The 23,112-nt window shown below is 70.2% G+C and carries 18 protein-coding genes; 7 read left to right on the top strand and 11 right to left on the bottom strand.

Going from position 1 to position 23,112, the window contains the following annotated elements:
* Positions 1-12 precede the first annotated feature (12 nt).
* On the bottom strand, positions 13-1,083 hold the full coding sequence (locus ABZ911_RS01255; RefSeq protein ID WP_358050132.1) for a BMP family ABC transporter substrate-binding protein: 1,071 nt from the start codon (positions 1,081-1,083) through the stop codon (positions 13-15).
* 319 nt (positions 1,084-1,402) lie between these two features.
* Here ABZ911_RS01255 and ABZ911_RS01250 point away from each other — a divergent pair, with 319 nt between their 5' ends.
* Positions 1,403-3,286: a Xaa-Pro dipeptidyl-peptidase gene (locus ABZ911_RS01250; protein ID WP_358050129.1), complete on the top strand. Its 1,884-nt coding sequence runs from the start codon at positions 1,403-1,405 to the stop codon at positions 3,284-3,286.
* On the opposite strand, the gene ABZ911_RS01245 is transcribed toward ABZ911_RS01250, so the two are convergent.
* A complete protein-coding gene (locus ABZ911_RS01245) occupies positions 3,283-4,527 on the bottom strand; it encodes a M20 family metallopeptidase (RefSeq protein ID WP_358050127.1) in 1,245 nt (414 codons plus the stop codon). The two genes, ABZ911_RS01250 and ABZ911_RS01245, sit on opposite strands and share 4 nt — an antisense overlap.
* A 467-nt stretch (positions 4,528-4,994) precedes the next feature.
* On the opposite strand from ABZ911_RS01245, the gene ABZ911_RS01240 reads away from it, so the two are divergent.
* On the top strand, positions 4,995-6,398 hold the full coding sequence (locus tag ABZ911_RS01240) for a peptide ligase PGM1-related protein (protein ID WP_358050124.1): 1,404 nt from the start codon (positions 4,995-4,997) through the stop codon (positions 6,396-6,398).
* Here ABZ911_RS01240 and ABZ911_RS01235 read toward each other — a convergent pair.
* The gene (locus ABZ911_RS01235; protein ID WP_358050121.1) at positions 6,395-6,604 is read right to left on the bottom strand and encodes a hypothetical protein; all 210 of its coding nucleotides are present in this window, start codon (positions 6,602-6,604) and stop codon (positions 6,395-6,397) included. The two genes, ABZ911_RS01240 and ABZ911_RS01235, sit on opposite strands and share 4 nt — an antisense overlap.
* An 83-nt stretch (positions 6,605-6,687) precedes the next feature.
* Here ABZ911_RS01235 and ABZ911_RS01230 point away from each other — a divergent pair, with 83 nt between their 5' ends.
* On the top strand, positions 6,688-7,827 hold the full coding sequence (locus ABZ911_RS01230; RefSeq protein WP_358050118.1) for a D-alanyl-D-alanine carboxypeptidase: 1,140 nt from the start codon (positions 6,688-6,690) through the stop codon (positions 7,825-7,827).
* Positions 7,828-7,840: 13 nt separating this feature from the next.
* Here the strand turns inward: ABZ911_RS01230 and ABZ911_RS01225 are convergent, their stop codons facing one another.
* The 3 genes from ABZ911_RS01225 to ABZ911_RS01215 are packed head-to-tail and all read right to left on the bottom strand — an operon-like array spanning position 7,841 to position 11,142.
* Positions 7,841-8,761: a YihY/virulence factor BrkB family protein gene (locus tag ABZ911_RS01225; protein ID WP_358050115.1), complete on the bottom strand. Its 921-nt coding sequence runs from the start codon at positions 8,759-8,761 to the stop codon at positions 7,841-7,843.
* Between the two features lie 48 nt (positions 8,762-8,809).
* Positions 8,810-9,814, bottom strand: a complete 1,005-nt coding sequence (trpS, locus tag ABZ911_RS01220; protein WP_358050112.1) for a tryptophan--tRNA ligase — start codon at positions 9,812-9,814, stop codon at positions 8,810-8,812.
* Positions 9,815-9,828: 14 nt separating this feature from the next.
* Complete coding sequence (locus tag ABZ911_RS01215; protein ID WP_358050111.1) at positions 9,829-11,142, bottom strand: hemolysin family protein; 1,314 nt, start codon at positions 11,140-11,142, stop codon at positions 9,829-9,831.
* Positions 11,143-11,274: 132 nt separating this feature from the next.
* Here ABZ911_RS01215 and galE point away from each other — a divergent pair, with 132 nt between their 5' ends.
* Complete coding sequence (gene galE, locus ABZ911_RS01210; protein WP_358050108.1) at positions 11,275-12,234, top strand: UDP-glucose 4-epimerase GalE; 960 nt, start codon at positions 11,275-11,277, stop codon at positions 12,232-12,234.
* 276 nt (positions 12,235-12,510) lie between these two features.
* Here the strand turns inward: galE and ABZ911_RS01205 are convergent, their stop codons facing one another.
* The 4 genes from ABZ911_RS01205 to ABZ911_RS01190 all read right to left on the bottom strand — a co-directional run bounded on the left by ABZ911_RS01205 (position 12,511) and on the right by ABZ911_RS01190 (position 17,172).
* Positions 12,511-13,332: a hypothetical protein gene (locus ABZ911_RS01205; RefSeq protein WP_358050105.1), complete on the bottom strand. Its 822-nt coding sequence runs from the start codon at positions 13,330-13,332 to the stop codon at positions 12,511-12,513.
* A gap of 143 nt (positions 13,333-13,475) precedes the next feature.
* Positions 13,476-14,450 carry a malate dehydrogenase gene (locus ABZ911_RS01200; protein ID WP_358051423.1) on the bottom strand — a complete coding sequence of 325 codons (975 nt, stop codon included), beginning with the start codon at positions 14,448-14,450 and terminating at the stop codon, positions 13,476-13,478.
* Positions 14,451-14,503: 53 nt separating this feature from the next.
* Positions 14,504-16,579, bottom strand: coding sequence for a serine/threonine-protein kinase (locus ABZ911_RS01195; RefSeq protein ID WP_358050102.1), 2,076 nt, complete (start codon positions 16,577-16,579; stop codon positions 14,504-14,506).
* Positions 16,580-16,665: 86 nt separating this feature from the next.
* Positions 16,666-17,172 carry a hypothetical protein gene (locus ABZ911_RS01190; RefSeq protein WP_358050099.1) on the bottom strand — a complete coding sequence of 169 codons (507 nt, stop codon included), beginning with the start codon at positions 17,170-17,172 and terminating at the stop codon, positions 16,666-16,668.
* Positions 17,173-17,290: 118 nt separating this feature from the next.
* Here ABZ911_RS01190 and ABZ911_RS01185 point away from each other — a divergent pair, with 118 nt between their 5' ends.
* Genes ABZ911_RS01185 through ABZ911_RS01175 form a run of 3 tightly spaced genes read left to right on the top strand, consistent with a single transcriptional unit; the run spans position 17,291 to position 21,052 of the window.
* A complete protein-coding gene (locus ABZ911_RS01185) occupies positions 17,291-18,988 on the top strand; it encodes a hypothetical protein (protein ID WP_358050096.1) in 1,698 nt (565 codons plus the stop codon).
* The gene (locus ABZ911_RS01180; protein WP_358050093.1) at positions 18,985-19,893 is read left to right on the top strand and encodes a hypothetical protein; all 909 of its coding nucleotides are present in this window, start codon (positions 18,985-18,987) and stop codon (positions 19,891-19,893) included. Before ABZ911_RS01185 ends, ABZ911_RS01180 begins: the two co-directional genes overlap by 4 nt.
* A 13-nt stretch (positions 19,894-19,906) precedes the next feature.
* On the top strand, positions 19,907-21,052 hold the full coding sequence (locus ABZ911_RS01175) for a saccharopine dehydrogenase NADP-binding domain-containing protein (protein ID WP_358050090.1): 1,146 nt from the start codon (positions 19,907-19,909) through the stop codon (positions 21,050-21,052).
* Here the strand turns inward: ABZ911_RS01175 and ABZ911_RS01170 are convergent.
* Positions 21,021-23,006 (bottom strand): AAA family ATPase, encoded by a 1,986-nt coding sequence (locus tag ABZ911_RS01170; protein WP_358050087.1) that lies wholly within the window; start codon positions 23,004-23,006, stop codon positions 21,021-21,023. The two genes, ABZ911_RS01175 and ABZ911_RS01170, sit on opposite strands and share 32 nt — an antisense overlap.
* Between the last annotated feature and the right edge of the window lie 106 nt (positions 23,007-23,112).

The following is a 23,112-nucleotide window of genomic DNA, read 5'->3' as shown; positions in this document are numbered from 1 at the left end:
ATCTAACTCAGGTTACGGCTTTGCAGGAACCGTGATCGCGCCGTCCACGATCTGCTTCTTCGCGGCGTCGATCGCGGCCTGGATGTCGTCGATCTCGCCACCGGTGGCGGACAGGCCCACACCGTCGACCTTGAGGTCGTAGATGTCGTTTTTGCCGCCCTTGGCGCCGCCCTGGAAGGCCTTGATGAACTCGAACACGCCGACGTCCACGCGCTTGAGCATCGAGGTCATGATGACCGACTGCAGGTCGGTCTCCTTGACCGTCAGGCGCTGGTCGGAGTCGACGCCGATGGCCTTCTTCTTGGCCGCGAGGGCGGCCTGGAAGACGCCGATGCCGGAGTCGCCGGAGGCGTGGTAGACGATCTCCGCGCCGTCCTGGTACATCTTCGCGGCCGCGACCTTGCCCTTGTCGGGGGCCTTGAAGCCGGAGAAGTCACCGTCGGGGGTGAGGTACTTGACGTCGATCTTGGCGTCCTTCTTGACGGACTTGACGCCCGCCACGTAGCCCGCCTCGAACTTCTTGATCAGGTCGCTCTCGACGCCGCCGATGAAGCCGACGTGGCCGTTCTTGGCCTTGGTCGCCGCGGCGACGCCCGCCAGGTAGGAGCCCTGCTCCTCGGCGAACAGCAGGCCGGTCACGTTCTTCCCGCTGGTGGGCGAGTCGACGACCGCGAACTCGATGTCCGGGTACTCGGCCGCGGTCTTCTTGATGTCCGCGCCGTAGGCGAAGCCGACGCCGATGATCGGGTTGTAGCCCGCCTCGGCGAGCTGACGGAGCAGCTCACCACGGTTGGAACCGTCACCGGCCGGGCTGAGGTCCTTGATCTCGGCGCTGAGCTCGGTCTTGGCCTTCTCCAGGCCCGCGTAGGCGGCGTCGTTGAACGACTTGTCGCCACGGCCGCCGACATCGAAGGCGAGGCCGATCTTGAGGCCCGCGGCCTTGGGGGCCTCGCCGGTCGCGCCCGCGTCGGGCGCGGCGCTCTTCCCGGCGTCGCCGCCGCCACCGCCACACGCCGCGACCGCCATGAGCATGGCACCGGCCATCGTGCTGACAGCCATCTTGCCGAATCGCTTGCTGAGCAAGGCGACTCCTTCCATTTCCCCGCCGTCCAACCTTCATCGCACGCGCGAAGAAACGCACGGCAACCCTGCACGGAAGATAGTTGCTGGACCAGGCCATACCAAACCGGCACACAGGTCCGCAATCGCTCCGTTACCGACATCACTCGCGTCTGTGACCTGGAGGCGGTCAGCTGACGCTGAGCTGCAGCTTATGTTCCTCGTGGGGTGGCCTTGACCATGGGCTTCAGATCTTTGCCCAACTTTGCTCGGTGTCAAGATCTTGCCGTCAAACAGATCATGGCGGAGATTCCCTCTAGAGCCCAATAGAGGAGCACCCCCCATGCGCTGCTGGAAAACGATCGCCGTTCCTCTGGCGGCCGTGCTCGTCACCTCGATGAGTACGGCCCCAGCCGCGGCCGACACCCCTGCCCTCGCCATCCAGGACAACGCCACCCAACCGGTCTTCTCTCGCGCCGACGCCATCAAACAGACGGTGTTCGTCGAGGTGGAAGGCACCGACAGCGACAGCGACGGCAAACCCGACCGGGTCGCCGTCGACATCCTCCGCCCCAAGGAGACCGACCAGGGGCTCAAGGTCGCCAGCATCATGGAGGCCAGCCCCTACTACGCGGGCGGCGACGGCAGCGTGCCCAACCACGTGGTGGACGTGGACGCCGACGGCAACCCCGAGCAGCGGCTGCGCGCGCTGAACGCGCGGGCCGCCGCCGAGCCGTTCGACGGCTACTACGACAACTACTTCCTGCCCCGCGGCTACGCCATCGTGCTGGTCGAGAACCTGGGCAGCGGCCGGGCGACCGGCTGCCCGACCACCGGCGACCGCAACGAGACGGCCGGCCCGAAGGCGGCCATCGACTGGCTGAACGGCCGGGCCAAGGGCTTCGACCCGGCCGGCAACCCGGTCAACGCCACCTGGTCGACCGGCAGCGTCGGCATGATCGGCACCTCCTACAACGGCACCCTGCCGAACGCGGTGGCCACCACCGGCGTCGCGGGCCTCAAGACGATCGTCCCGATCGCCGCCATCTCCTCCTGGTACGACTACTACCGCGCCAACGGCGGCGTGCTCGCGCCCGGCGGCTACCAGGGCGAGGACGCCGACGTGCTGGCGAAGTACGTGCTGACCAGGGAGAACGGCAAGGCCGTCTGCGGCCCGCTGATGGACCAGATCACCGCCACCCAGGACCGGATCACCGGTGACTACAGCGCGTTCTGGGACGCCCGCAACTACCTCAACGACGTCCACAAGATCAAGGCCAGCGTCTTCGTCGCGCACGGCCTCAACGACTGGAACGTCAAGACCAAGCAGGCCGTCCAGTGGTGGAACGCGCTGGCCAAGCGGAACATCCCACGCAAGATCTGGCTGCACCAGGGCACCCACCGCGACCCGTTCAGCCTCCGAACCGCCGAATGGCTGCGCCAGCTGCACGGCTGGTTCGACCACTGGCTGTACGGCATCGACAGCGGCATCATGCGCGAACCGCAGGCCGACGTGGAGATCGCCCCCGGCCAGTGGGGCCAGCACCGGTCATGGCCACTGCCCGGCACCCTGCCGGTCAAGCTCTGGCTCGGCTCCGGCTCGAAGCTCGGCCTGCTGCCCCGGCCGCTGTCGGCCCGCGAGTCCTTCACCGACCAGAAGATCCGCACGGCCGAGCAGCTCGTGGAGACCGCCCCCGTGGCCGACCCGAACCGCCTGGCCTACCTGACCTCGGTGCTCCCCACCGACGTGCGCATCTCCGGCACGCCCAAGGTGTCCGTGCGGGCGTCGGTGAAGGACGGCTCCTCGCCGTACCTGACCGCGCTGCTGGTGGACTACGGCGCCGACGTCCGCCCGACGGGCGGGCTGGTGCCGACCGGCGAGACGCTCTGCTATGGCCAGGGCGTGCCCGGTGACACCGGCTGCACCGCGATCCGCCGGCACGCCGTCGCCGAGACCCCGTACAAGATCGTCTCGCGCGGCTGGCTGGACATCCGCAACCGCAACCGCGCCGACCGCACCGACCCGGTACGGCCCGGCCGCGCCTACACCTTCACCTGGGACTTCCAGCCCCAGGACTACCTGTTCAAGAAGGGACACAAGATCGGCATCGTGCTGATCTCCACCGACTACGACTACACCCTGCGCTACCCGCCGGGAACCGTGATCGAGATCAGCCCCGGCAGGTCGTCGCTCCAACTGCCGATCGTCTTCGGCCGGATCTCCTAGATCAGCTCGGCCATCGGCTCGGTGACGTGCTCGTCGGCGCCGAGCCGGTGGCCCTCCCACAGCGCGGTCAGCGCGGTGGCGGCCATCAGTCGCACGCCCTGGCCGATGGCCGCCTCGTCGACGTCGAAGGTGCCCTGGTGGATGTCGTACTGCACGCCGGACTCCGGGGAGCGGGTGCCGAGCCTGGCGAACGCGCCGGGGATCGACTCCAGGTACCAGGCGAAGTCCTCGCCGCCGAGCGACTGCGTGGTGGGCACGACCGATCCGGTGCCCAGCGCCCGCTCGGCCGCCTCGGCCAGCATCTGCACGCTGGCCTCGTCGTTGACGACCGGCGGCACGCCCCGGGTGTAGTCCATGGTGGCCTCGACGCCGTAGGCGCCGGCGACCGACTCCAGCAGCGCCTTGATCAGGTCGGGCGCGGCGTGCCAGGCGTTCTCGTCGAGGCAGCGCACGGTGCCCTCGGCGATGCCGTCGTCGGGGATGGCGTTGGCCGCCGAGCCCGACTCGACCCGTCCCCAGACCAGGCTCAGCGACGAGCGCGGGTCGACCCGGCGGGACAGCGCGGCGGGCAGCTCGGTGAGGATCTTCGCCAGCGCGAACACCAGGTCGGCGGTGAGGTGCGGCCGGGCGGTGTGGCCGCCAGGGCCGCTGACCCTGATCGACAGCTTGTCGCAGGCGGAGGTGATGGGACCCACCTTGAGGCCGACCTGGCCGACGTCGACGCGCGGGTCGCAGTGCAGGCCGAAGATCCGGTCGACGCCGTTGATGCCGCCCTGGGCCATCACCTCGAGCGCGCCGCCCGGCAGTTCCTCGGCGGGCTGGAAGATGAGCCTGACCCGGCCCGGCAGCAGGCCCTCGGCGGCCTGCCTGGCCAGGAAGAGCGAGGTGCCGACCAGAACCGTGGTGTGCACGTCGTGCCCGCACGCGTGACAGACGCCGGGGACGGTCGAGCGGTACGGCACGCTCTTCTCGTCGGACAGCGCGAGCGCGTCGATGTCGGCGCGGAGCGCGACCGTGGGGCCGTCGCCGCTGCCCACCTCACAGAAGAGACCAGTGCCGCGGGGCAGCACCGTGGGGTGCAGGCCGGCCGCGCTGAGCCGCTCGGCGATCCGCTGTGTGGTGCGGTATTCGGCGAAGGCCAGCTCAGGGTGCATGTGCAGGTCGCGGCGGAACGCCACCAGATCCTGCTCGGTCTCCGCCAGGAACGCGTCGAGTTCCCCCCGAAGCTCACGTCCCCGCATCAGTCACCGTCCCGTCCCGCACGATCACCCATTGCCCGGAATCGCACGGCTCATAGCAATCTTTCTTCGTCTTGTTGTCCCACTGCGGTAGCCGTCCGGTCAGGGCAGCCAGCTAATGCCGCACCCATGAGTCCGGTGCATGAGATCGTCAGCCATCGGCTGTCACGGAGAAGCATGACCGGTCAGGTCGTGCCTCCGTCGGCGATGCCTCGACTTTATCTCCCCCGGGTGCCTTCCCGCGGACGACTACGCCGAAAGATGGTCTGCGGCGCGCCCGTAACCGCAGGTCGTCACGTTCCGTGAGCAGCGGGCCTGGTCCCGAAATAGTCACAAGGGATCATTAGGTACTGGCCCAGGATCGCGACTTCCAAACGTGCACTGCGATTTTGAATCCTGTCACCTTCCGTCTAGCCATTGACACCACCCGGATCCATGTAAATGCGAAGAATGCGTGTTTCACTCGCTATATGATCACTAATATCCCGTTCGGGGAGAAGCATGCACGACTGAGCATCTTCAAGCCGAGTGAGGGGACCCTGGTGGTCGTGCCCTCGCTCTCCCTTCCGCAGGACGAGCTCCGCCGCATCACGGGGGCGAGGTGCTACGAGGAGCGGCTGCTCTTCCTGCTGCTCACCCTCCGTGCACCAGGGGTTCGGGTGGTCTACGTCTCCTCGGTGCCCGTCGACCCCGCCACCGTTGAGTACTACCTCGGCTTCCTGCCCGACCCCGAGAGCGCGGCCGAGCGCCTGCGGCTGATCAGCGTCGACGACCCGTTCTCCCAGCCGCTCACCCGGAGCATCCTGCGGCGTCCCGCGCTGGTGGAGCGGATCCGCGAGGCCATGGGTGAGGACGCCTGGCTGGTGCCGTTCGTGATGAGCGACCTTGAGGAGGAGCTCGCCTCCCAGCTCTCCGTCCCGATTTACGGCCCGGCCATGTCCCTGTCCTCCTACGGCTCCAAGAGCGGCTCGCGCGAGGTCGGCCTGGAGGCGAACGTGCCCATGGCGCGCGGCTTCGGCGACCTGCGCACGCTGACCGAGGCCGAGGACGCGGCGCTCTCGCTGCCCGGTGAGCGGGTCATGGTCAAGCTGAACGACGGCTACTCGGGCCTCGGCAACGCCATCGTCACCAAGGGGGACTGGCCGCTGGCGAGCTCCCCCACCAGCTTCTCCGCGGCCGAGGAGACCTGGGAGACGTTCGCCCTGAAGATCGCCGAGCGGGGCGCGGTCGTCGAGGAGTACATCGAGCACCGCCCGCTCTACTACCCCAGCGCCCTGGCGCACATCAGCCCGGGCGGGAAGGCCGACGTGGTCGCCACCCACGACCAGGTGCTCGGCGGCGGCAACAGCGACGTCTACCAGGGCTGCACCTTCCCCGCCGCGCCCGAGTACCGCGCCGAGGTGGGCGTGTCGGCGGCCAGGATCGCCCGCGTACTGGCCGACCGGGGCGTCGTCGGGCTGTTCGGCATGGACTTCTTCGCGCTGAAGACCGACGCCGGCTACCGGGCCCTGCTCTGCGAGATCAACCTGCGCATCGGCGGCACCACCCACCCGTTCGGCGCGACGATGCTCACCACGGGCGCGACCTACGACCCCGCCACCGGCCTGCTGATGTGCGGCGACCAGCCCAAGTACTACACCGCGACCGACAACTGCTCGGCCCCCCACCTGCGCGGGCGCGCCCCCGGCGAGGTGGTGCGGCTGATCGAGCGACTGGGCCTCGGCTTCGACCCGGTACGGCGGACCGGCAACGTCCTGCACCTGCTCGGCGCCGTCCCCGAGTACGGCAAGCTCGGCTTCACCACGATCGGCGACTCCCGCGAGGAGGCGGACGAACTGCACGACCTCACCCGCCAGGCCCTCTGCGGCGGCTAGCCTTTCAAGGCGCCACTCCCCTTCAGGCCGCGCCAGCCGATGACGGCCAGCACCGCCCCCAGGATGACGTTCACCACGATCAGGACGCCGTGCACCACGTAGAAGCTCGTCTGGTGGCCGTCGGCGAGGTTAAACCCAAGATTGATCCACTCGAATATCATGAACGCCCCGAGGATGATCAGGAATCCGGCGATCTTTCGTGACATGCCCATCCCTCAAGTATCGAGGGCGACTCATCGGGGGAAGTCACGGCACATGCGCAAAGTGACGAAGCTACGCTGAGACCGCTATGGGGACGAAACTGACAGCGGGGGCTGCCCTGCTCGCGGCGATCACGCTCACCGGGCCGGCCTACGCCACCGCCCTCATCGACCCTCCCACCGGGGCGAACACACCGATCGGCGGCGAACTGCTCGGCAGCCGCGGCCTGGTGAAGCCGGCGGGGTTCAAGGCGCCGCCGAAGACCAAGGCCACCTCGTTCGTGATCGCCGACGCCACGACCGGTGAGGTGCTCGCCGCCAGGAACGCACACGGCCGCTTCCTGCCGGCCAGCACGCTCAAGACGCTGACCGCCGTCGCGCTCATCCCCAAGCTCGACCGGAACCTCAAGGTCAAGCCCAGCATGCGAGCCGTGAACGAGGAGGGCAGCGCCGTCGGCCTGGCGCCCAAGCCGATCTACAAGGTCGACGACCTGTTCAAGGCCCTCATGCTCAGCTCCGGCAACGACGCGGCCATGGCGCTGGCCGAGGCGAACGGCGGCCTGGCCGCCACGCTCGCCGACATGAACGCCGAGGCCAAGCGCCTGCAGGCCAACGACACGGTGGCCAAGACGCCCAGCGGCCTGGACAAGCCCGGCCAGAGCAGCTCCGCCTACGACCTTGCGCTCATCGCCAGAGCGGGCCTGGCCAACCCCGTCTTCCGGCGCTACGTGAGCACCAAGAGCGCCAAGTTCCCGGCCCCCAAGGGCTACTACGAGATCGGCAACCACAACAAGCTGCTGTGGCGCTACAAGGGCATGGTCGGGGTCAAGAACGGCTACACCTCCAAGGCGCTCGGCAGCTTCGTCGGCGCGGCCACCAGGAACGGCCACACGATCGTCGTGACGATCCTGCGGCACGAGGGCTACTTCTGGGAGGAGGTCGCGGACATGCTGGACTGGGGGTTCGCCGCCACCGGCAAGGTCACCCCGGTCGGCCGCCTCGTCGACCCGCTGCCCGCCAAGCCCGCACCCCAGCAGGTGATCGCCTCCGCGCCCGCCAAGGCGAACCCGCAGAACGTCCCCCTGCTCGACGCGGCGGCCTCCGGCCAGAACGACACCAGCCGCATGATCGGCTCGATCGCGATCGGCGCCAGCATCCTGGGCGGCGGCACCTGGCTGCTGTACGGCATCCGCCGCCGCACCCGCCTGCGGCCCCGGCCGGAGGAGTGAGGGACTCGCCGTCCTAGAAGCCGCCGGCCGGAGGCGGAGAGGGAGACGGGGGCGGGGGGCAGCCGGAGGTGGCGGTCCAGGAGGCCACGAAGAGGGTCAGGCGGGCGGAGAAGTTGATCCACAGCAGCAGACCCGCCGTCACCGCGAACGTGCCGTAGACGGGGTTGTTGAGCGTGTGGGACAGCAGCAGGGCGGCGAGCTGCTTGAGCGCCGTGAAGCCGATCCCGCCGAGCAGCGCCCCTTTGGCCAGGATGCGGAACGGCTGGGTGGGTCTGGCCACCCAGCCGAGGATGATCAGGAAGATCAGCCAGTCCGCCGCGATCCCGGCCACGACGCCCACGAGCACCAGTACGGCCTCGGCCCCCTCGGTGATCCCGAGGAACCGGGAGACGACCGTCGTGGCCTGCGTGGCGAACCCGCCGACCAGGACCGAGACCAGCATCGTCGCGCCGAGCAGCAGCAGCGTGACCAGGTCGCGCAGCTTGCCGAGGACGACGTTCAGCGCCGGCGTGGTGGTCATCGAGATCTCGCGGAGCGCGCCGCGCAGCTCGGCGACCGCGCCGAGCCCGGCGTACAGCAGGCCGATCAGGCCGATGATCCCGGCGCTGACCCGCGCCCCGGCCATGGCGTCGATGTTGAGCTGGTCGGCCAGCCCGGGAAGCTGCTCGCGGACCGCCGCCTTGAGCGTCTCCATGGCCTGCGCGTTGTCGGCCAGGACGTAGCCGAACACCGAGAAGGTGAGTGCGAGCAGCGGGAACAGCGACAGGAACGCGAAGTAGGTGACCGCCCCGGCCAGGCGGTCACCGAACTGGATCTGGTAGCGCTGCACGCTCCTGATCAGATGGTCGAGCCAGAGCCAGCGCACCCGGTAGTGCGTGGTCAGGTCGCGTCCGCGGGCTTTGACCGCCGCCACGCGCTCGCTCAGGCTCGCCATATGCCTGTCACTACCCCGATCGTCCGCGATCGTGCAGGTTCGTGCGTGTCAGCCGCCGGGCAGGAAGCCGACCTTGTCCCGTACCTGGGTCATGGTCTCCCGGGCCACCGCGCGGGCCCGCTCGGCGCCGATCCCCAGCAGCCGGTCCAGCTCGGCCTCGTTGGCCAGCAGCTTCTCGGTCCGCTCGCGGATCGGGGTGAACGTGTCCACCACGGCCTCGGCGACGTCCTTCTTGAACGAGCCGTAGCCCTGGCCCGCGTACCGCTCGACGAGGGCGGGGATCGGGGTGCCGGTGAGCGCCGACTGGATGCGCAGCAGGTTGGACACGCCCGCCTTGTTCTCCTCGTCGAAGGCGACCTCGGAGCCGGTGTCGGTCACCGCGCGCATGACCTTCTTGCGCAGCGGCCCCGGCTGCTCCAGCACGTCGAGGATGCCCGCGGGGCTGGAGGAGGACTTCGACATCTTCGCCGTCGGGTCCTGGAGGTCGGTGATCTTCTCGACCTCCTTGAGGATGTGCGGCTCGGGCAGCGTGAAGGTGTCGCCGAAGCGGTGGTTGAAGCGCTGCGCCAGGTCGCGGGTGAGCTCCAGGTGCTGCTTCTGGTCGGCGCCGACCGGGACGCGGTCGGCCTGGTAGAGCAGGATGTCGGCGGCCTGCAGGATCGGGTAGGTGAACAGGCCGACGCTGGCGGCGTTCTCCCCGAACTTGGCTGACTTGTCCTTGAACTGGGTCATGCGCGCGGCCTCGCCCATGCCGGTGAGGCAGATCAGCACCCACGCCAGCTCGGTGTGCTCGCGCACGTGCGACTGCACGAAGACGGTCGAGCGCTCGGGGTCGAGACCGGCGGCGAACATCTGCGCGGCGGCCACCCGGGAGCGGCGGCGCAGATCGGCGGGGTCGGTCGGCACGGTGATCGCGTGCAGGTCGACCACGCAGTAGAACGCGTCGTGCGTCTCCTGCATCGTCACCCACTGGCGGACCGCACCCAGGTAGTTGCCCAGGTGGAATGAGTCCGCGGTGGGCTGGATGCCGGAGAGTACACGTGGTCTGGCCATAGCAGGCAATTGTGTCAGGAATCCTGGTCGGGCTGCGACTCGATGACGATGCGCCGCCGTACTCGGACCCGGGAGATGCGGCGGCCGTCCAGTTCGGTGACGATCATTTCGAAGCCGGGGATCTGCACCTGCTCGCCGAGTCCGGGCAGGTGGCCGAGCTCGGCCATGACGAAGCCGCCGAGCGTCTCGTAGGGCCCGTCGGGCAGTCTGATGCCGGTCTGGGCGGCGAAGTCGTTGAGGTTCGTCAGGCCGTCGACCTCGATCTCGCCCGCGGGCAGCAGGACGGGGTGGTCGTCCTCGATGTCGTACTCGTCCCTGATGTCGCCGATCAGTTCCTCGACCAGGTCCTCCAGGGTGACGATGCCGGCCGTGCCGCCGTACTCGTCGACCACGATGGCCAGGTGGTGGCCCTCGTCGCGCATCTCCGACAGCGTGGTCAGCACGCGTTTGGAGGCGGGCACGAGTTTGACCGGGCGGATCGGCACCAGCTCGCTGATCGGCTCGATCCGGCCGGTGAGCACCGGGTCGAGCAGGTCCCTGACGTGGACGAAGCCAAGGATTTCGTCGTAGGAGTCGCGGAAGACCGGGAAGCGCGAGTGCGGCATCGCGGCGGCGAGCACCGCCGCCTCGGCCAGCGCGGTGTCCGCCTCCATGAACTCGACCTCGGTGCGCGGCAGCATCACCTCGCGCAGTTGCCGCTTGCCGGCCGCGAAGACCTCGGCGATCAGGCTGCGCTCGTCGCTGGTCAGGTCGGTGTGCCCGACCACCATGTCGCGCAGTTCCTCGGTGGTCATCTCCTCCCGGTCGGTCTCGGGGTCGCCGCCGAGCAGCTTGACCACCCCGTCGCTGGACTTCGACAGCGCCCAGATCACCGGCCTGGACAGCGAGGCGAGCCGGTCCAGGAACGGCGCGACGAGCAGCGACAGGCCCTCGGCCCGCTGGCGGGCCAGCCGCTTGGGCGCCAGTTCGCCGAGCACCAGGGAGACGTAGGAGATGGCCAGCGTGACCAGGACCAGGGCGAACGCCGAGGCGAAGGTCCGGGGCATGCCCCAGCGCTCCAGGACCGGCACCAGATGCGTGCCGAGGCGGTCGGCGCCGAACGCGGCCGACATCATGGTGGCCACGGTGACGCCGATCTGCACGGCCGACAGGAAGCGGTTCGGGTCGCGGGCGAGCTTGGCCACCCGGGCGCCCTTGCGTCCGAGCTGCTCCAGGCGGCGGACCTGGCTCTCCCGGAGGGAGACCATGGCCATCTCGGCCGCCGCGAAGAAACCGCCGATCAGGATGAACAGCAGGACTAGTGCGATGTTGGCCGCAACGGTGTTCAAGGGATGGCTTTCGACATGGGTCGAGTAGTGGTTTGACAGCGTACTCGGCCTGTTTCGGCGCACCAGAGACCGGCGGCGCGTATGCTGGGCGGCGAGCCGTACAAAATCACACATATTTCAACAGAGGTGAACATGAAGCTGTTGGTCACCGGAGGCGCCGGCTATATCGGCAGCGTCGTCGCGGCCCAGCTCGTCGAGGCCGGGCACGACGTGACCGTGCTGGACGACCTGTCGACGGGGCATGCCGACGCGGTGCCGCGGGGAGCCCGCTTCGTGAACCGGCCCATCACCGAGGCGGGCGACGCGCTCGACGGCGTGGAGGGCGTGCTGCACTTCGCGGCCCGGTCACTGGTCGGCGAGTCGGTCGAGAAGCCGGGCCTCTACTGGTCGAACAACCTGGGCGGCACCCTCGCCCTGCTGCACGCCATGCACGAGTACGGCGTGCGCCGCCTGGTGTTCTCCTCCACCGCCGCCACCTACGGCGAGCCGGAGCGCTCCCCCATCCTGGAGACCGACCCGACCAGGCCGACCAACCCCTACGGCGCCTCCAAGCTCGCCGTCGACACCGCGCTCACCGCCTACTCGGGGCTGCACAAACTCGGCGCGGTGAGCCTGCGCTACTTCAACGTGGCCGGCGCCTACACCGCCCCCGGCGGTGACCTCTACCGCGAGCGCCACACGGTGGAGACGCACCTCATCCCGAACGTGCTCAGGGTCGCCACCGGCGAGCGCGAGTCGGTCAGCGTCTTCGGCACCGACTACCCGACGCCCGACGGCACCTGCGTGCGCGACTACATCCACGTCGCCGACCTGGCCCGCGCCCACCTGCTCGCGCTCGACGCGACGACCGAGGGCGAGCACCGCGTCTACAACCTGGGCAACGGCACCGGGTTCTCGGTGCGGGAGGTCGTCGAGGTCTGCCGCGAGGTCACCGGGCACGAGATCCCCACCGTGGTCGGCCCGCGCCGGCCGGGCGACCCCGCCGTACTGGTCGCCTCGTCCGAGAAGATCCAGCGCGAGCTGGGCTGGAAGCCCGAGCGCACCTCGATGAGCGAGATCGTGGCGGACGCCTGGAACGCGATTCCGCGGTGACATTGGGCTGAACGCCGTGTGCGCCGAGTAAATATGTGCTGTGATACCGAAATGTGAGGAGCATTTCACCGAGGGTCGCGAAACTCCTCTTCTGTGCCCTCATCCTGATCGGCAGCATCATGGCCGCCGCCGGAGTGGTGTTCGCGACCACCACGGATTCCCCGGCGAAGAAACCGGGCCAGCACTGCCCCACCGCACACCCACGAACCGGCTAAGGGCCGCGCGCAGCGCGCTGGCCTTACCCCCGGTCGCCCGCTGGGCCGAGCGCACCCGCCCTCAGGTGACGGCGGGCGCGGCGCCGACGCGGGTGCTGGCCTTGTTGTCGGCTGGGTGGCGGTCGCCGAGCTGGACGGAGAACACGTTGGCCCTGGCGGTCAGCGCCTGGTGCGGCGGGGACAGCATGAGACGCACCCTGGCCTCCCCGTCCGGCCGGATCGCGCGCAATCGGCAGGCGACGTAGCCCTGGTGGCGGCGGCAGCGGTCGTCCGCGGTGGAGACGAGCCTCGCCACCGGGCCGCGGAAGAACACATACGCGTCGCGGACCGTGTGCGGCCCCTTGTTGCTCACCACCGCCGCCAGCGCGACCCCGCCGTCCCGGGGGCCGCCACGCAACCGCAGGCCCAGGTCGGCGCCCTCGCCGACCTCGGTGATCGCGGCCGCGATGTTGTCCTGCTCGTTCTCGTCGGGCGCCTGGGCGGTCAGGGCGGCGATCGCCCGCAGCGGGCCGCGCGCGCCGGGCTTGACGATCCCGTTGACGATCACGGCGCCGGTGCCGCCCGGCGGCACGTTCTGGCTGGACGGGCAGACCACCTCGTTCGGCGTACCGCCCGGCCGGCAGGTGGCCACGTCCACGCCGACGACCCGCACCCCCTGAGGAACGACCAGCCTGAGCACGGGCAGCACCGCCTCACCCGTGCCCGCGTTGCCCACCTGGACGTGGTAGGCGATCGGCTGGCCCGGCTGGGCCACGGCCGGTGAGGTGGTCACCCGGACCGACAGGTCGGCCCGTCCCCCGTCGCCCGCGTACGCGACGAGCGGGCTCCCCGCGACCACGATGCCAACGAAACCGGCCAGGAACCTCGCCGGGAAATGCCCCATGAACAACCAACCCCCGAAAGTCGGCCCCCATTCTCCCTTTGTGACCTGCGCGAACGGGGGATCCGACACGCGGGGACAGGCATGCCGTGAACGCGAAAGCGCACGCCCCGCCGGTGCGGGACGTGCGCGTTCACGAGTGGAACTCAGATGAGGCCGAGCTCCTTGACCGCGTCGCGCTCCTCGACCAGCTCGTTGACCGAGGCGTCGATGCGCTCGCGGGAGAAGGCGTCGATCTCCAGGCCCTGGATGATCTCCCACTTGCCGCCCACCGAGCGGACCGGGAAGGAGGAGATGAGGCCCTCGGGCACGCCGTACGAGCCGTCGGAGGGGATCGCGGCGGAGGTCCAGTCGGTGCCGTTGACCCAGTCGTAGACGTGGTCGATCGCGGCGTTGGCCGCGCTCGCCGCGCTCGACGCGCCACGGGCCTCGATGATCGCGGCGCCGCGCTTGGCGACGGTCGGGATGAAGGTGTCCTTCAGCCACTCGGCGTCGACCTGCTCGGCCGCGACCTTGCCGCCGACCTCGGCGTGGAACAGGTCGGGGTACTGGGTGGCGGAGTGGTTGCCCCAGATGGTCATCTTCTTGATCTCGGTGACCGGGACCTGGAGCTTGGCCGCGAGCTGGGACAGCGCGCGGTTGTGGTCGAGGCGGGTCATCGCGGTGAAGCGCTCGGCCGGGACGTCGGGCGCGTTCTGCTGGGCGATGAGGGCGTTGGTGTTGGCCGGGTTGCCCACGACCAGGACCCTGATGTCGTCGGCCGCGTGGTCGTTGATCGCCTTGCCCTGCGGGCCGAAGATGCCGCCGTTGGCGCCGAGCAGATCGCCGCGCTCCATACCGGCCTTGCGCGGCATGGCGCCGACCAGCAGAGCGACGTTGGTGCCGTTGAAGGCGACGTTCGGGTCGTCGGTGATCTCGATGCCGGAGAGCAGCGGGAAGGCGCAGTCGTCGAGCTCCATCGCGGTGCCCTCGGCCGCCTTCACCGCCTGCGGGATCTCCAGCAGGCTCAGCTTGACCGGGACATCGGCGCCCAGCAGCTGGCCCGACGCGATGCGGAACAGCAGGGCGTAGCCGATCTGACCGGCGGCTCCGGTGACGGTTACCTTGACGGGCGTGGCCATGGCCTTCCCCCAACTCACAGGATGAATGGTGACTTTGGGATGTTACCCGCTCGTCATCGGCAGGGTTCCATCGCGGGCACTTTCAGGTCGGGTTTGAAGTCGACGTGCCCGAAATGGGTCCTGACGAGGGAGCCCTGGACGCCCTGCGCGTAGAACTCGCCGATCGCGCCCTTGATGGCCTCACAGGTCCGCGCGTCGCCCTTGGCGACCGCCACGGCGTACCGCTCGTTGCTCAACCGGGCGCCGATGATCTTGTAACGGACGTTCTCCCTATTGGCGAATCCGGCCAGTATGAGGTCGTCCCCCGTCATGGCGTCGGCCTCGCCCTCGCTGATCTTCCGCATGCAGTCCGCGTAGTCCGTGCCGCGCACCAGCTTCACGGTGACCAGGTCCTGCACCTTGCCCACCGCCGTACTGCCCTGGTTGCACACGGTCTTACCCCGAAGATCGGCCAGCTTCTCGATCGAGCCGTCGTCGCGCACCAGCACGTCTTGGTGCGCCTGATAGTACGGCCCGGCGAACTGCGCCCCGCTGTCGTCCACGGAGAAGGTGGCGACGACGAGGTCGACCTTCCCGCTCTCCAGCGCCGACACCCGCTCGGCCTTGGTCAGCGGGACGAAGGTGATCTGGCTCGGGTCCCTGACGCCGAGCTCGGCCGCCAGCCGCCGCGCCACGTCGATGTCGAATCCCTCGTACGGCGAGCCGGGCCTGTTCTGGAAGCCCACCCCGGGCACGTCGTTCCTGATCCCGATCCTGACCTGCCCGGTCGCGGCGATCTTGTCGGCCACCGAGGCGAAGCCGGCGCCCGCCCGCTTCGTCGTCACCGGCTCTGTCCCCAGGGCCAGCGGCCAGCCCTTGGCCAGCGTCGCGAGGACCACCGCCGCCACCAGCACGACGGCCACGGCCAGAGCGATCCACGGCGCCTTCGTCCTAGGCCTGCGCGCGGGCCCGGCCCCTTCCGCCCGGCCGGGCACCTGCCCACCGGGCGGCCCCTGACGCCCGGCCAGAGCCTCATGACCGGACGACCACCGCTGCCCGGTCGAGAACTGATGACCGGGCTGAGCCGCGTGGGGCGGAGAGACGAGCTGGGCGAGCGCGGTCGGTTGGGCGGAGTGGACCCCCTGAGTCGGCTTGGCCTGGGTCGGGTGGGCCCCTTGGGTGGGCTTGGCCGGGGTCGGGTGGGTGGCCGGTGTGGGAGGGGTAGCCGGGGTCGGTGCCGGAGGGTCGGTCACGCTCGTGGGCAGTCTGGCAATCGGCGTGGTGTCGTCGGAGGCGACCTGCACGCCCTGGCTGAGCACCGCGGGCGAGGCGTCGGCCTTGGCGGGGTGGCCGAGCAGCCGCAGCAGGATCTCGTCGGCGGAAGGCCGATCCTCCGCCTTCTTCGCCAGCGCCGAGCGCACCACCCCGCGCAGCGGCTCCGGCAGCGGCTCGACATCCACCTCGTGGTTCAGGATGCGGTTGAGCACCACCGCGATCGAGTTGCCCTCGAACACCGTCACCCCGGTGGCCGCGAACGCGATCGTCGCGCCCCAGGCGAACACGTCGGTGTAGGGGCCGATGTCGTCGCCGGCGATCTGCTCGGGCGCCATGTAGGCGGGCGTGCCGATCGCCCTGCTGGTGATCGTGCCGGTCGAGTCGATGATCCGGGCGATGCCGAAGTCGACCACCCTGGGCCCGTCGGCGGCGATGAGCACGTTGTCGGGCTTGAAGTCCCGGTGGATGATCGAGGCGTGGTGGATCGCGGTGAGCGCGGTGGCGGTGCCGATCGCCAGCCGTTCGAGCGCCGAGCCGGTCAGCGGCCCGTCGTTGTCGACGATCTCCCTGAGCGGCAGGCCGTCGATGTACTCGCTGGCGATGTAGGGGGTGTTGCCCTCCAGGTCGGCCTCGACCACCCTGGCCGTGCAGAACGAGGCGACCCGCTGGGCCGCCTTGAGCTCCCTGGCGAAGCGCGACCTGGCGATCGTGTCGCCGCTGAACTTCACGTGCAGCAGCTTGATCGCCGCACGCTGACCCTGGCCGTCAATGCCGAGGTAGACGATCCCCTGACCGCCTTCCCCGATCCGCCCGGACAGCGTGAACGACCCCAGCTGGCTGGGGTCGCCCGCCATCAGCGGCGCGATCTGCGGCATTCGTCATCCCCACGTTGGCAAAGACCGACGAGGCAAACTTTACGACGCCCAGCAACCTCCCAGGGTTTCGTTAACCCTTCGTGACGTCACAGTTCTTCGCCGCAGAGCTGCTCCACCGGGGAGGCGTACCAGGCCTCGATGTCGGCGCGGGGGTCCTCGGCCTCAACCGTCACCCCACCCCACCAGCTTCCCACCCGTACCGGAACGGGCCATGCTCCCACGGGTACGGCGGAGCAGTCCGTGATCGAGTAGACCAAGGTGACCAGCATCCGGCCCCGCGCCCCCAGCTCATGCGGAAACACGCCCTCGTATTCCACTTCTTGCAGGCGCAGTCCCGGCCCACTCCGCCCGATCGCCTCGACCGTCTGGGCGACCCGTCCCTCGTTGTCGACCCGTAGCTCGATCGCGAACTCCCGCGAACCGTCCTCCGCCGTCCGCTGCCACGAGCCCACGCCGCTGACCGTGAGACGGGGCACGAGGCCCCCGCCCGGCCAGGCCCAGATCCCCAGCATCCCGACCGCCACCAGCCCGGCCACCACCATGACCGCCCACCGCCGCCCGCGCAGCGAGAGACGGCCCGCGTCCGGGTCCAACTGACTCCATATATCCGGAGAAATCACTATTCATCCCACCGATAGATCAACTAGTGGTGATCCTGCTAGTTTGACGGCTTATAGGGGAAGGGGTGGCGTGGGTTTAGAACTGTTATTGGTGATTCCAGGTGCAGCGTTTCTGTACATCTGGCTCGCCACCGACAACCGCGTCAGCCCGCAACGCCTTGGCGCTTTCGCCACCCGCCAGCGGCTTCCCATCGTCCCGGCCAACGGCAACCTGGTCATCGCCTACCTCAGGCGAACCCGGATGTGGCGCGCCAGCGGCCTGGCCGCCGGCCTGACCGTCTCCATCCTGGGCGCTGCCCTCCTGCGCGGCACCTTCGGCCTGCACAGCTTCTGGCTGACCACGGGCTGGTTCGCGGGCGTCCTCCTGGGGGAACTGCGGGCGACGCGTACCAGCGGTCTCACCGAGACTTCCCGCCCGGCCCGCGGACGTGGCTTCGCGCTCACCCGTTCACCGCGCCTGACACGCCCACGCCCGATAGCCCTGGCGGGAATCCGCCTGCTCTCCCCCGCCGTTTCGATCTTCAGGAGCATGTCTCTGGCGTTCGCCGCCGTGCTCATCGGCCGCACCGTCTGGGACAGCTTCCACGGACGCGTCGCGCCGGCCGAGCGGCTCTGGACCTTCGCCGCCCTCGTGGTGGCGCTGGCCGTGACGCACCTGCATTCCCGGCTCGTCAGGCGGCCGATCGCCGAGGAGACGGCCGAGCGGGTGGCCGCGGAGATCGCGATCCGGTCCAGGTCCGCGCAGGTGCTGGCGACCGGTGGAGGAGTCGTCATGGTGTGGCTCGCGCTGCGCGGTGGGTCCCCGGTCCATCTGGTCGGCGCGCTCCTGTTCGGCGTGCCATACCCGCTGATCGCCCTGTACATCGGGACCAGGCCGTTCCTCGCGGACAGGGCGGCGGAGCCCTGGCTGCCACGCGTGCTGGCCGCCTCGGCCGCGGCGGCGCTGATGATCCTCTTCACGCTACCCGAGACGCCTGCGTCAACCCAGGCGGTCCCGATTCAGGATGGATCGTTCACCTTTCCCGTCGTGCACGCCAAGACGGTGACCGATGTCACCACCGCCGACAGTGGCCGCCGCACCCGCCACCTCTGGTGGGTCCTGTCGTCCGCCACGAGCAAGGAACCGATCTACCGAGCCGAAGGAACCGCCCCGCTGGCGGTGAGCGGGGACGGCAGGCGCGTCGCCTTCACCGACCGCACGACCCGCAAGCTCGTCAGCCTCGAACTCGGCTCGGGGAAGACCCGCGAGTACGACGGCTCCTCCCCCGTGTTCTCGGCGGACTCGCGCCACCTGGCCTTCCTGACGCCCCGCGGCCTCCACCTCGTCGACCTGGGCTCGGGCCACAGCGTCGAGTCCCCCGGCCTCGCCAGGATCATCGGCCTCGACCAGGACCTGGTCGTGGCGACCACGCACCCGAGGGAAGCCGCCGGAGCCGCGGACACCGAACTCGTCACCCTCGACCATCGCGGCCGGGTCCTCACCCGGGTGCCCTTCGACCCGACCCTGCACGCCTGGCTCGTCCCCGGCGGGAAGCGCCTGCTCGTCCTCACCCCCGGCGTCCTGGTCACGATGGACCCGGCCACCGGCGCCGTCCTGGACCGCAAGCCGATCAAGTCACCGAACGACCTCTTCGAGGTCCCCCAGGTACTCGGCTGGAAGGACCCCGACCACGCCCTTATCCGGATATCCGACGACGAACTCCACCTGCTGAACATGAAGTCCGGCAAGGTCCGCAAACTCGACACCGTCGCCCCCGCCGACGCGGTCTTCGCCAAGGTGCCCGAATGAGAACGGCCCTCTCGCTCCTCCTCCTGCTCGCCGCCGCCTACTGGGTGATCACACCGGCGGACACGGCCCCACCGGAACTCGGCGTCCCCACCGCCCCCGCGACGAAACTGACCACCCAGGCGACCGGCCCGATCGAGTACGGCTACCGCCCCGCCTGCCAAGGCGATATCGACGACCCGAAGACGTGCGACAGATGGCACCTCGTCGGCAGGGACGGCCGCCGCTGGTGGCTCCCCCGCAAGACCGGCGAGTCGGGCCCGCTCGCGCTGAGCCCCGACGGCACGCTCGCCGCCTACCACACCGACGACCTCGTCATCCGGCGCCTGCTCGACGGCAAGACCACCCCCGTCACCCCCCGAATCTCCCGGTCGGACGGAGACACGCTGCTCTTCTCCCCCGACGTCCGCTTTCTCGGCGCCCGCAGCGGCAAGCGGCTGACCATCACCGACCTCACCTCGGGAGCACAGCACCGGGTCAAGGTCGGGGGCGACGACGTGCTGCACGGCTGGACCGCGAAAGGCGTCGTCCTCACCACCACCCGCCCGAGCGACAAGATCCCCGGCCACCTGTGGGCGACCGACCTCACCGAGATCGGCCCGGACGGCACGACGCTCAGACGCGTCCCCATCCCCAGCAATCTGGCCGACCACCTGGCCATCTCCCCGGACGGCAGGACCGCGGCGAGCGCCATGTCGAGCGGCCTGGCGCTGGTCGACCTGACCACAGGCAAGGCGACCCGATCCCTGGCGGTCCCGGGGCTGAGGAGCGCCGTCCGCTGGCTCGGCGCCGACCGCGTCCTGGTCAGAACGACGGACGGGCACCTGGTCGTCGACGTCGCCACCGGCACGACCCACCCGCGGAACGCCGCGCCCGACTCCCTCCTGGTCGCCGAAGCCTTGTCCTGAGAGGGTCGGGCGTATGGAGCGTGCGTACGACATCGTGCTGTTCGGAGCGAGCGGGTTCACCGGAGCGCTCACCGCCGCCTACCTCTCCCGGGTCGCGGGGACCGGCTGCCGGTGGGCGCTGGCCGGGCGCGACCGCGGCAAGCTCGCCGCCCTGGGCCACGAGGGCGTGCCGATCCTGGTGGCCGACGCCACCGACCCGGAGTCCATGGCCGAGGTGGCGCGCCAGGCGCGGGTGGTCGCCAGCACAGTCGGCCCCTACCTGTCGTACGGCGGCCCGCTCGTCGCCGCCTGCGCCGACGCCGGCACCCACTACCTCGACCTGACCGGCGAACCCGAGTTCGTCGACCGGATGTATCTGCTCCACCACGAGCACGCCACCAAGACCGGCGCGAAGCTCGTCCACTCCTGCGGCTTCGACTCCATCCCGTACGACCTCGGCGTCCTGTACACGGTCCGCCGGTTGCCGCAGGGTGTGCCACTCACCGTGGACGGGTTCGTCACCGCCGACGCGGGCGTGTCGGGCGGCACCTTCCACTCGGCCATGACCGCCTTCGCCAGGCACCGGCAGATGGCCGAGGCGGCCAGGGCCCGCCGGGCCGCCGAACCGCCCCTCATGGGCCGGCGGGTGCGGTCGGGTCCGGGCCGGTTGCGGAACGTTGGCGGCTGGGCGCTGCCGTTCCCGTCGATCGACCCGCAGGTGGTCGGCCGTTCGGCCCGCGCGCTCGACCGCTACGGCCCCGACTTCACCTACCGCCACCACTACGCGGTCAGGAGCCTGCCGGCCGCGCTGGGCGTGGCGGCGGGCGCGGGCGCGCTGGTGGCGCTGGCCCAGCTCCCGCCCGCCAGGTCCTGGCTGCTGGACAGGCTCAGGCCGGGCCAGGGCCCCTCGCCCGAGCGGCGGGCCCGGCACTGGTTCAAGGCGACGTTCGTCGGCGAGGGCGGCGGCGCCCGGGTGATCACCGAGGTGTCCGGCGGCGACCCCGGCTACGACGAGACGGCCAAGATGCTCGCCGAGGCGGCGCTCTGCCTGGCCTTCGACGACGTGCCCGAGGTGGCGGGCCAGGTCACGACGGCGGTGGCGATGGGCGAGCCGCTCATCGAACGGCTGCGGGCGGCCGGAATCAGCTTCAGGACCCGAGAGGGTACGGCAGCGCCCTGAAGGCCAGCACGTCGAGCCGGGACACCGCCCTGGTGAGCGCGACGTAGAGCCGGTTCAGCCCGCGCGCCTCCGCCTCGACGATGTCGGCGGGCTCGGCCACGATCACGTGGTCGTACTCCAGCCCCTTGGCCAGTGCGGCGGGCAGCACGGTCAGCCTGGCCGCGCCGTCCTCCGGCCCGGCCACGTCGAACCCGGCGTCCCACAGCGCCTCGCAGAGCTCGTCCACCCGCCCGTCGGCGGCGATCACCCCGATCGACCCCTCGAAGCCCAGCGCCTCCCCTGCCGCCGCGACGACCGCCGCCCTCAGGTCCGGCACCCGCCTGACCGTCAGCCTGCCGTCCTTCCGGTACGAGCGGGTCTCGGGCACGTCCACCGCCAGCACGCCGAGCAGCCGGTTGGCCAGCTCGACCACCTCGGCGGGCACCCGGAAGCCGGTGGTCAGCGCGATCATTTCGGCCTCGGGCTTGCCGAGGTGGGACAGCCTGACCCGCCAGTCGCGGGCCGCCCACGGGGTGGTGCCCTGCGCCAGGTCGCCCAGGACGGTGATCGAGCCGTGCTCGCTGCGCCGCGCGATCGCCCGGCACTGCATCTCCGACAGGTCCTGAGCCTCGTCCACGATCACGTGCCCGTACCCGCGCGGCCGTTCGAGCAGCCCGGCCAGCTCGTCCAGCAGGACGACGTCCGCGGGCGACCAGCTCGCGCTCTTGTACGACCGAGGCGGCTTCCGCCACCCGATCGCCGCCTGCTCGGCATCCGTGAGCACTCCCTCCGCCACCTCGGCCAGCACCCGCGCGTCCCCCAGCAACTCCGCAAGCACCTCCTCCGGCCGTACGACGGGCCACACCGCGTCGAGGAACCCGCTCACCGCCCGCACCATCCGCCCCGTCCACACCGCGTTGACCATCCGCCCGCGCGCATCGGCCTGCCGCCGCAGCCGCTCCACGGTCCGCGCCAGCACCCGCTCCCGCCCCACCAGGTACGGCACCGCCTCCCGCCGGGTGTCGTCCACGATGCGCCGCAGCTCCTCCTCGGTCACCCGCCACCGGGCGGACCCGTCGGCCACCGCGACCGGCTCCACCGGCCTGCGGACCCGCGCGTACAGCGCCCCGCGCAGCACCTCGGCCATCCGCCCGTCGTGCTTGACCAGCGCGGCTGCCTCGTCGTCGGCCCCCTTGACGGGGACGCGCGCGAGCAGCGCGTCCAGGGTGGTCTGCTCGACGTCCACTTCGCCGAGGGCGGGTAGCACGGCCGAGATGTAGCCGAGGAAGGCCCGGTTCGGCCCGAGGATCAGCACGCCGCCGCGGCGCAGCCGCCGCCGGTGCGCGTACAGCAGGAAGGCGGCCCGGTGCAGGCCGACCGCGGTCTTGCCGGTGCCGGGCGCGCCCTGCACGCAGAGCGAGTCGTCCAGTTCGGCGCGGACCAGTTCGTCCTGGTCGGGCTGGATGGTCGCGACGATGTCCCGCATCGGGCCGACGCGGGGGCGCTCGATCTCGGCGGCCAGGATGGCGCTGTCCGGCCGGTCGTTGCCGTCGAGGTGCTCGTCCTCGAAGCCGGTCATGCTCTGGCCCGCCCAGCCGTACCGGCGGCGGACGGTCACGCCGCGGCGGTCGTGCGCGCCCGCGCGGTAGAAGGCCGTCGACACCGGGGCCCGCCAGTCGATCACCATCGGCTGGCGGCCCGCTTCGCCGGTGATGTGGCGGCGGCCGAGGTAGTAGCGCCGTCCCGCGTGCTCGCCCTCGCCGAAGTCGAGCCGCCCGAAGAACGGCGGCCCCGCCGGCGCCTCGCCCAGCTCCTTCGCCAGGCTCTTGAGATGCCGGCCGAGCCGTTCGGCGCTGTAGCGGTCCCCCGCCACGGTCTCGCCGACGACCACGTTGTGCCGGGCGCCGTCGAGCATCCGCTGGAGCGCGACGGCGCACGCCTCCACGTAGGCCTGTTCCTCCGCGAGTCCGTCCATGCTGCGCCTCCTGAGTTAACTCGGTTAGAAGTTTAACTCAGTTACAGATTCTCTTTGACCGATGGTGTCGTATGGATTGATTCGCGAATCGTCTTCCTGGTAAAGG

The sequence above is a fragment of the Nonomuraea sp. NPDC046570 genome (genome assembly GCF_040645915.1).
Lineage (GTDB): Bacteria > Actinomycetota > Actinomycetes > Streptosporangiales > Streptosporangiaceae > Nonomuraea.
The sequence above is the reverse complement of the archived record's forward strand: the minus strand, read 5'-3'. Positions and strand labels throughout refer to the sequence as shown.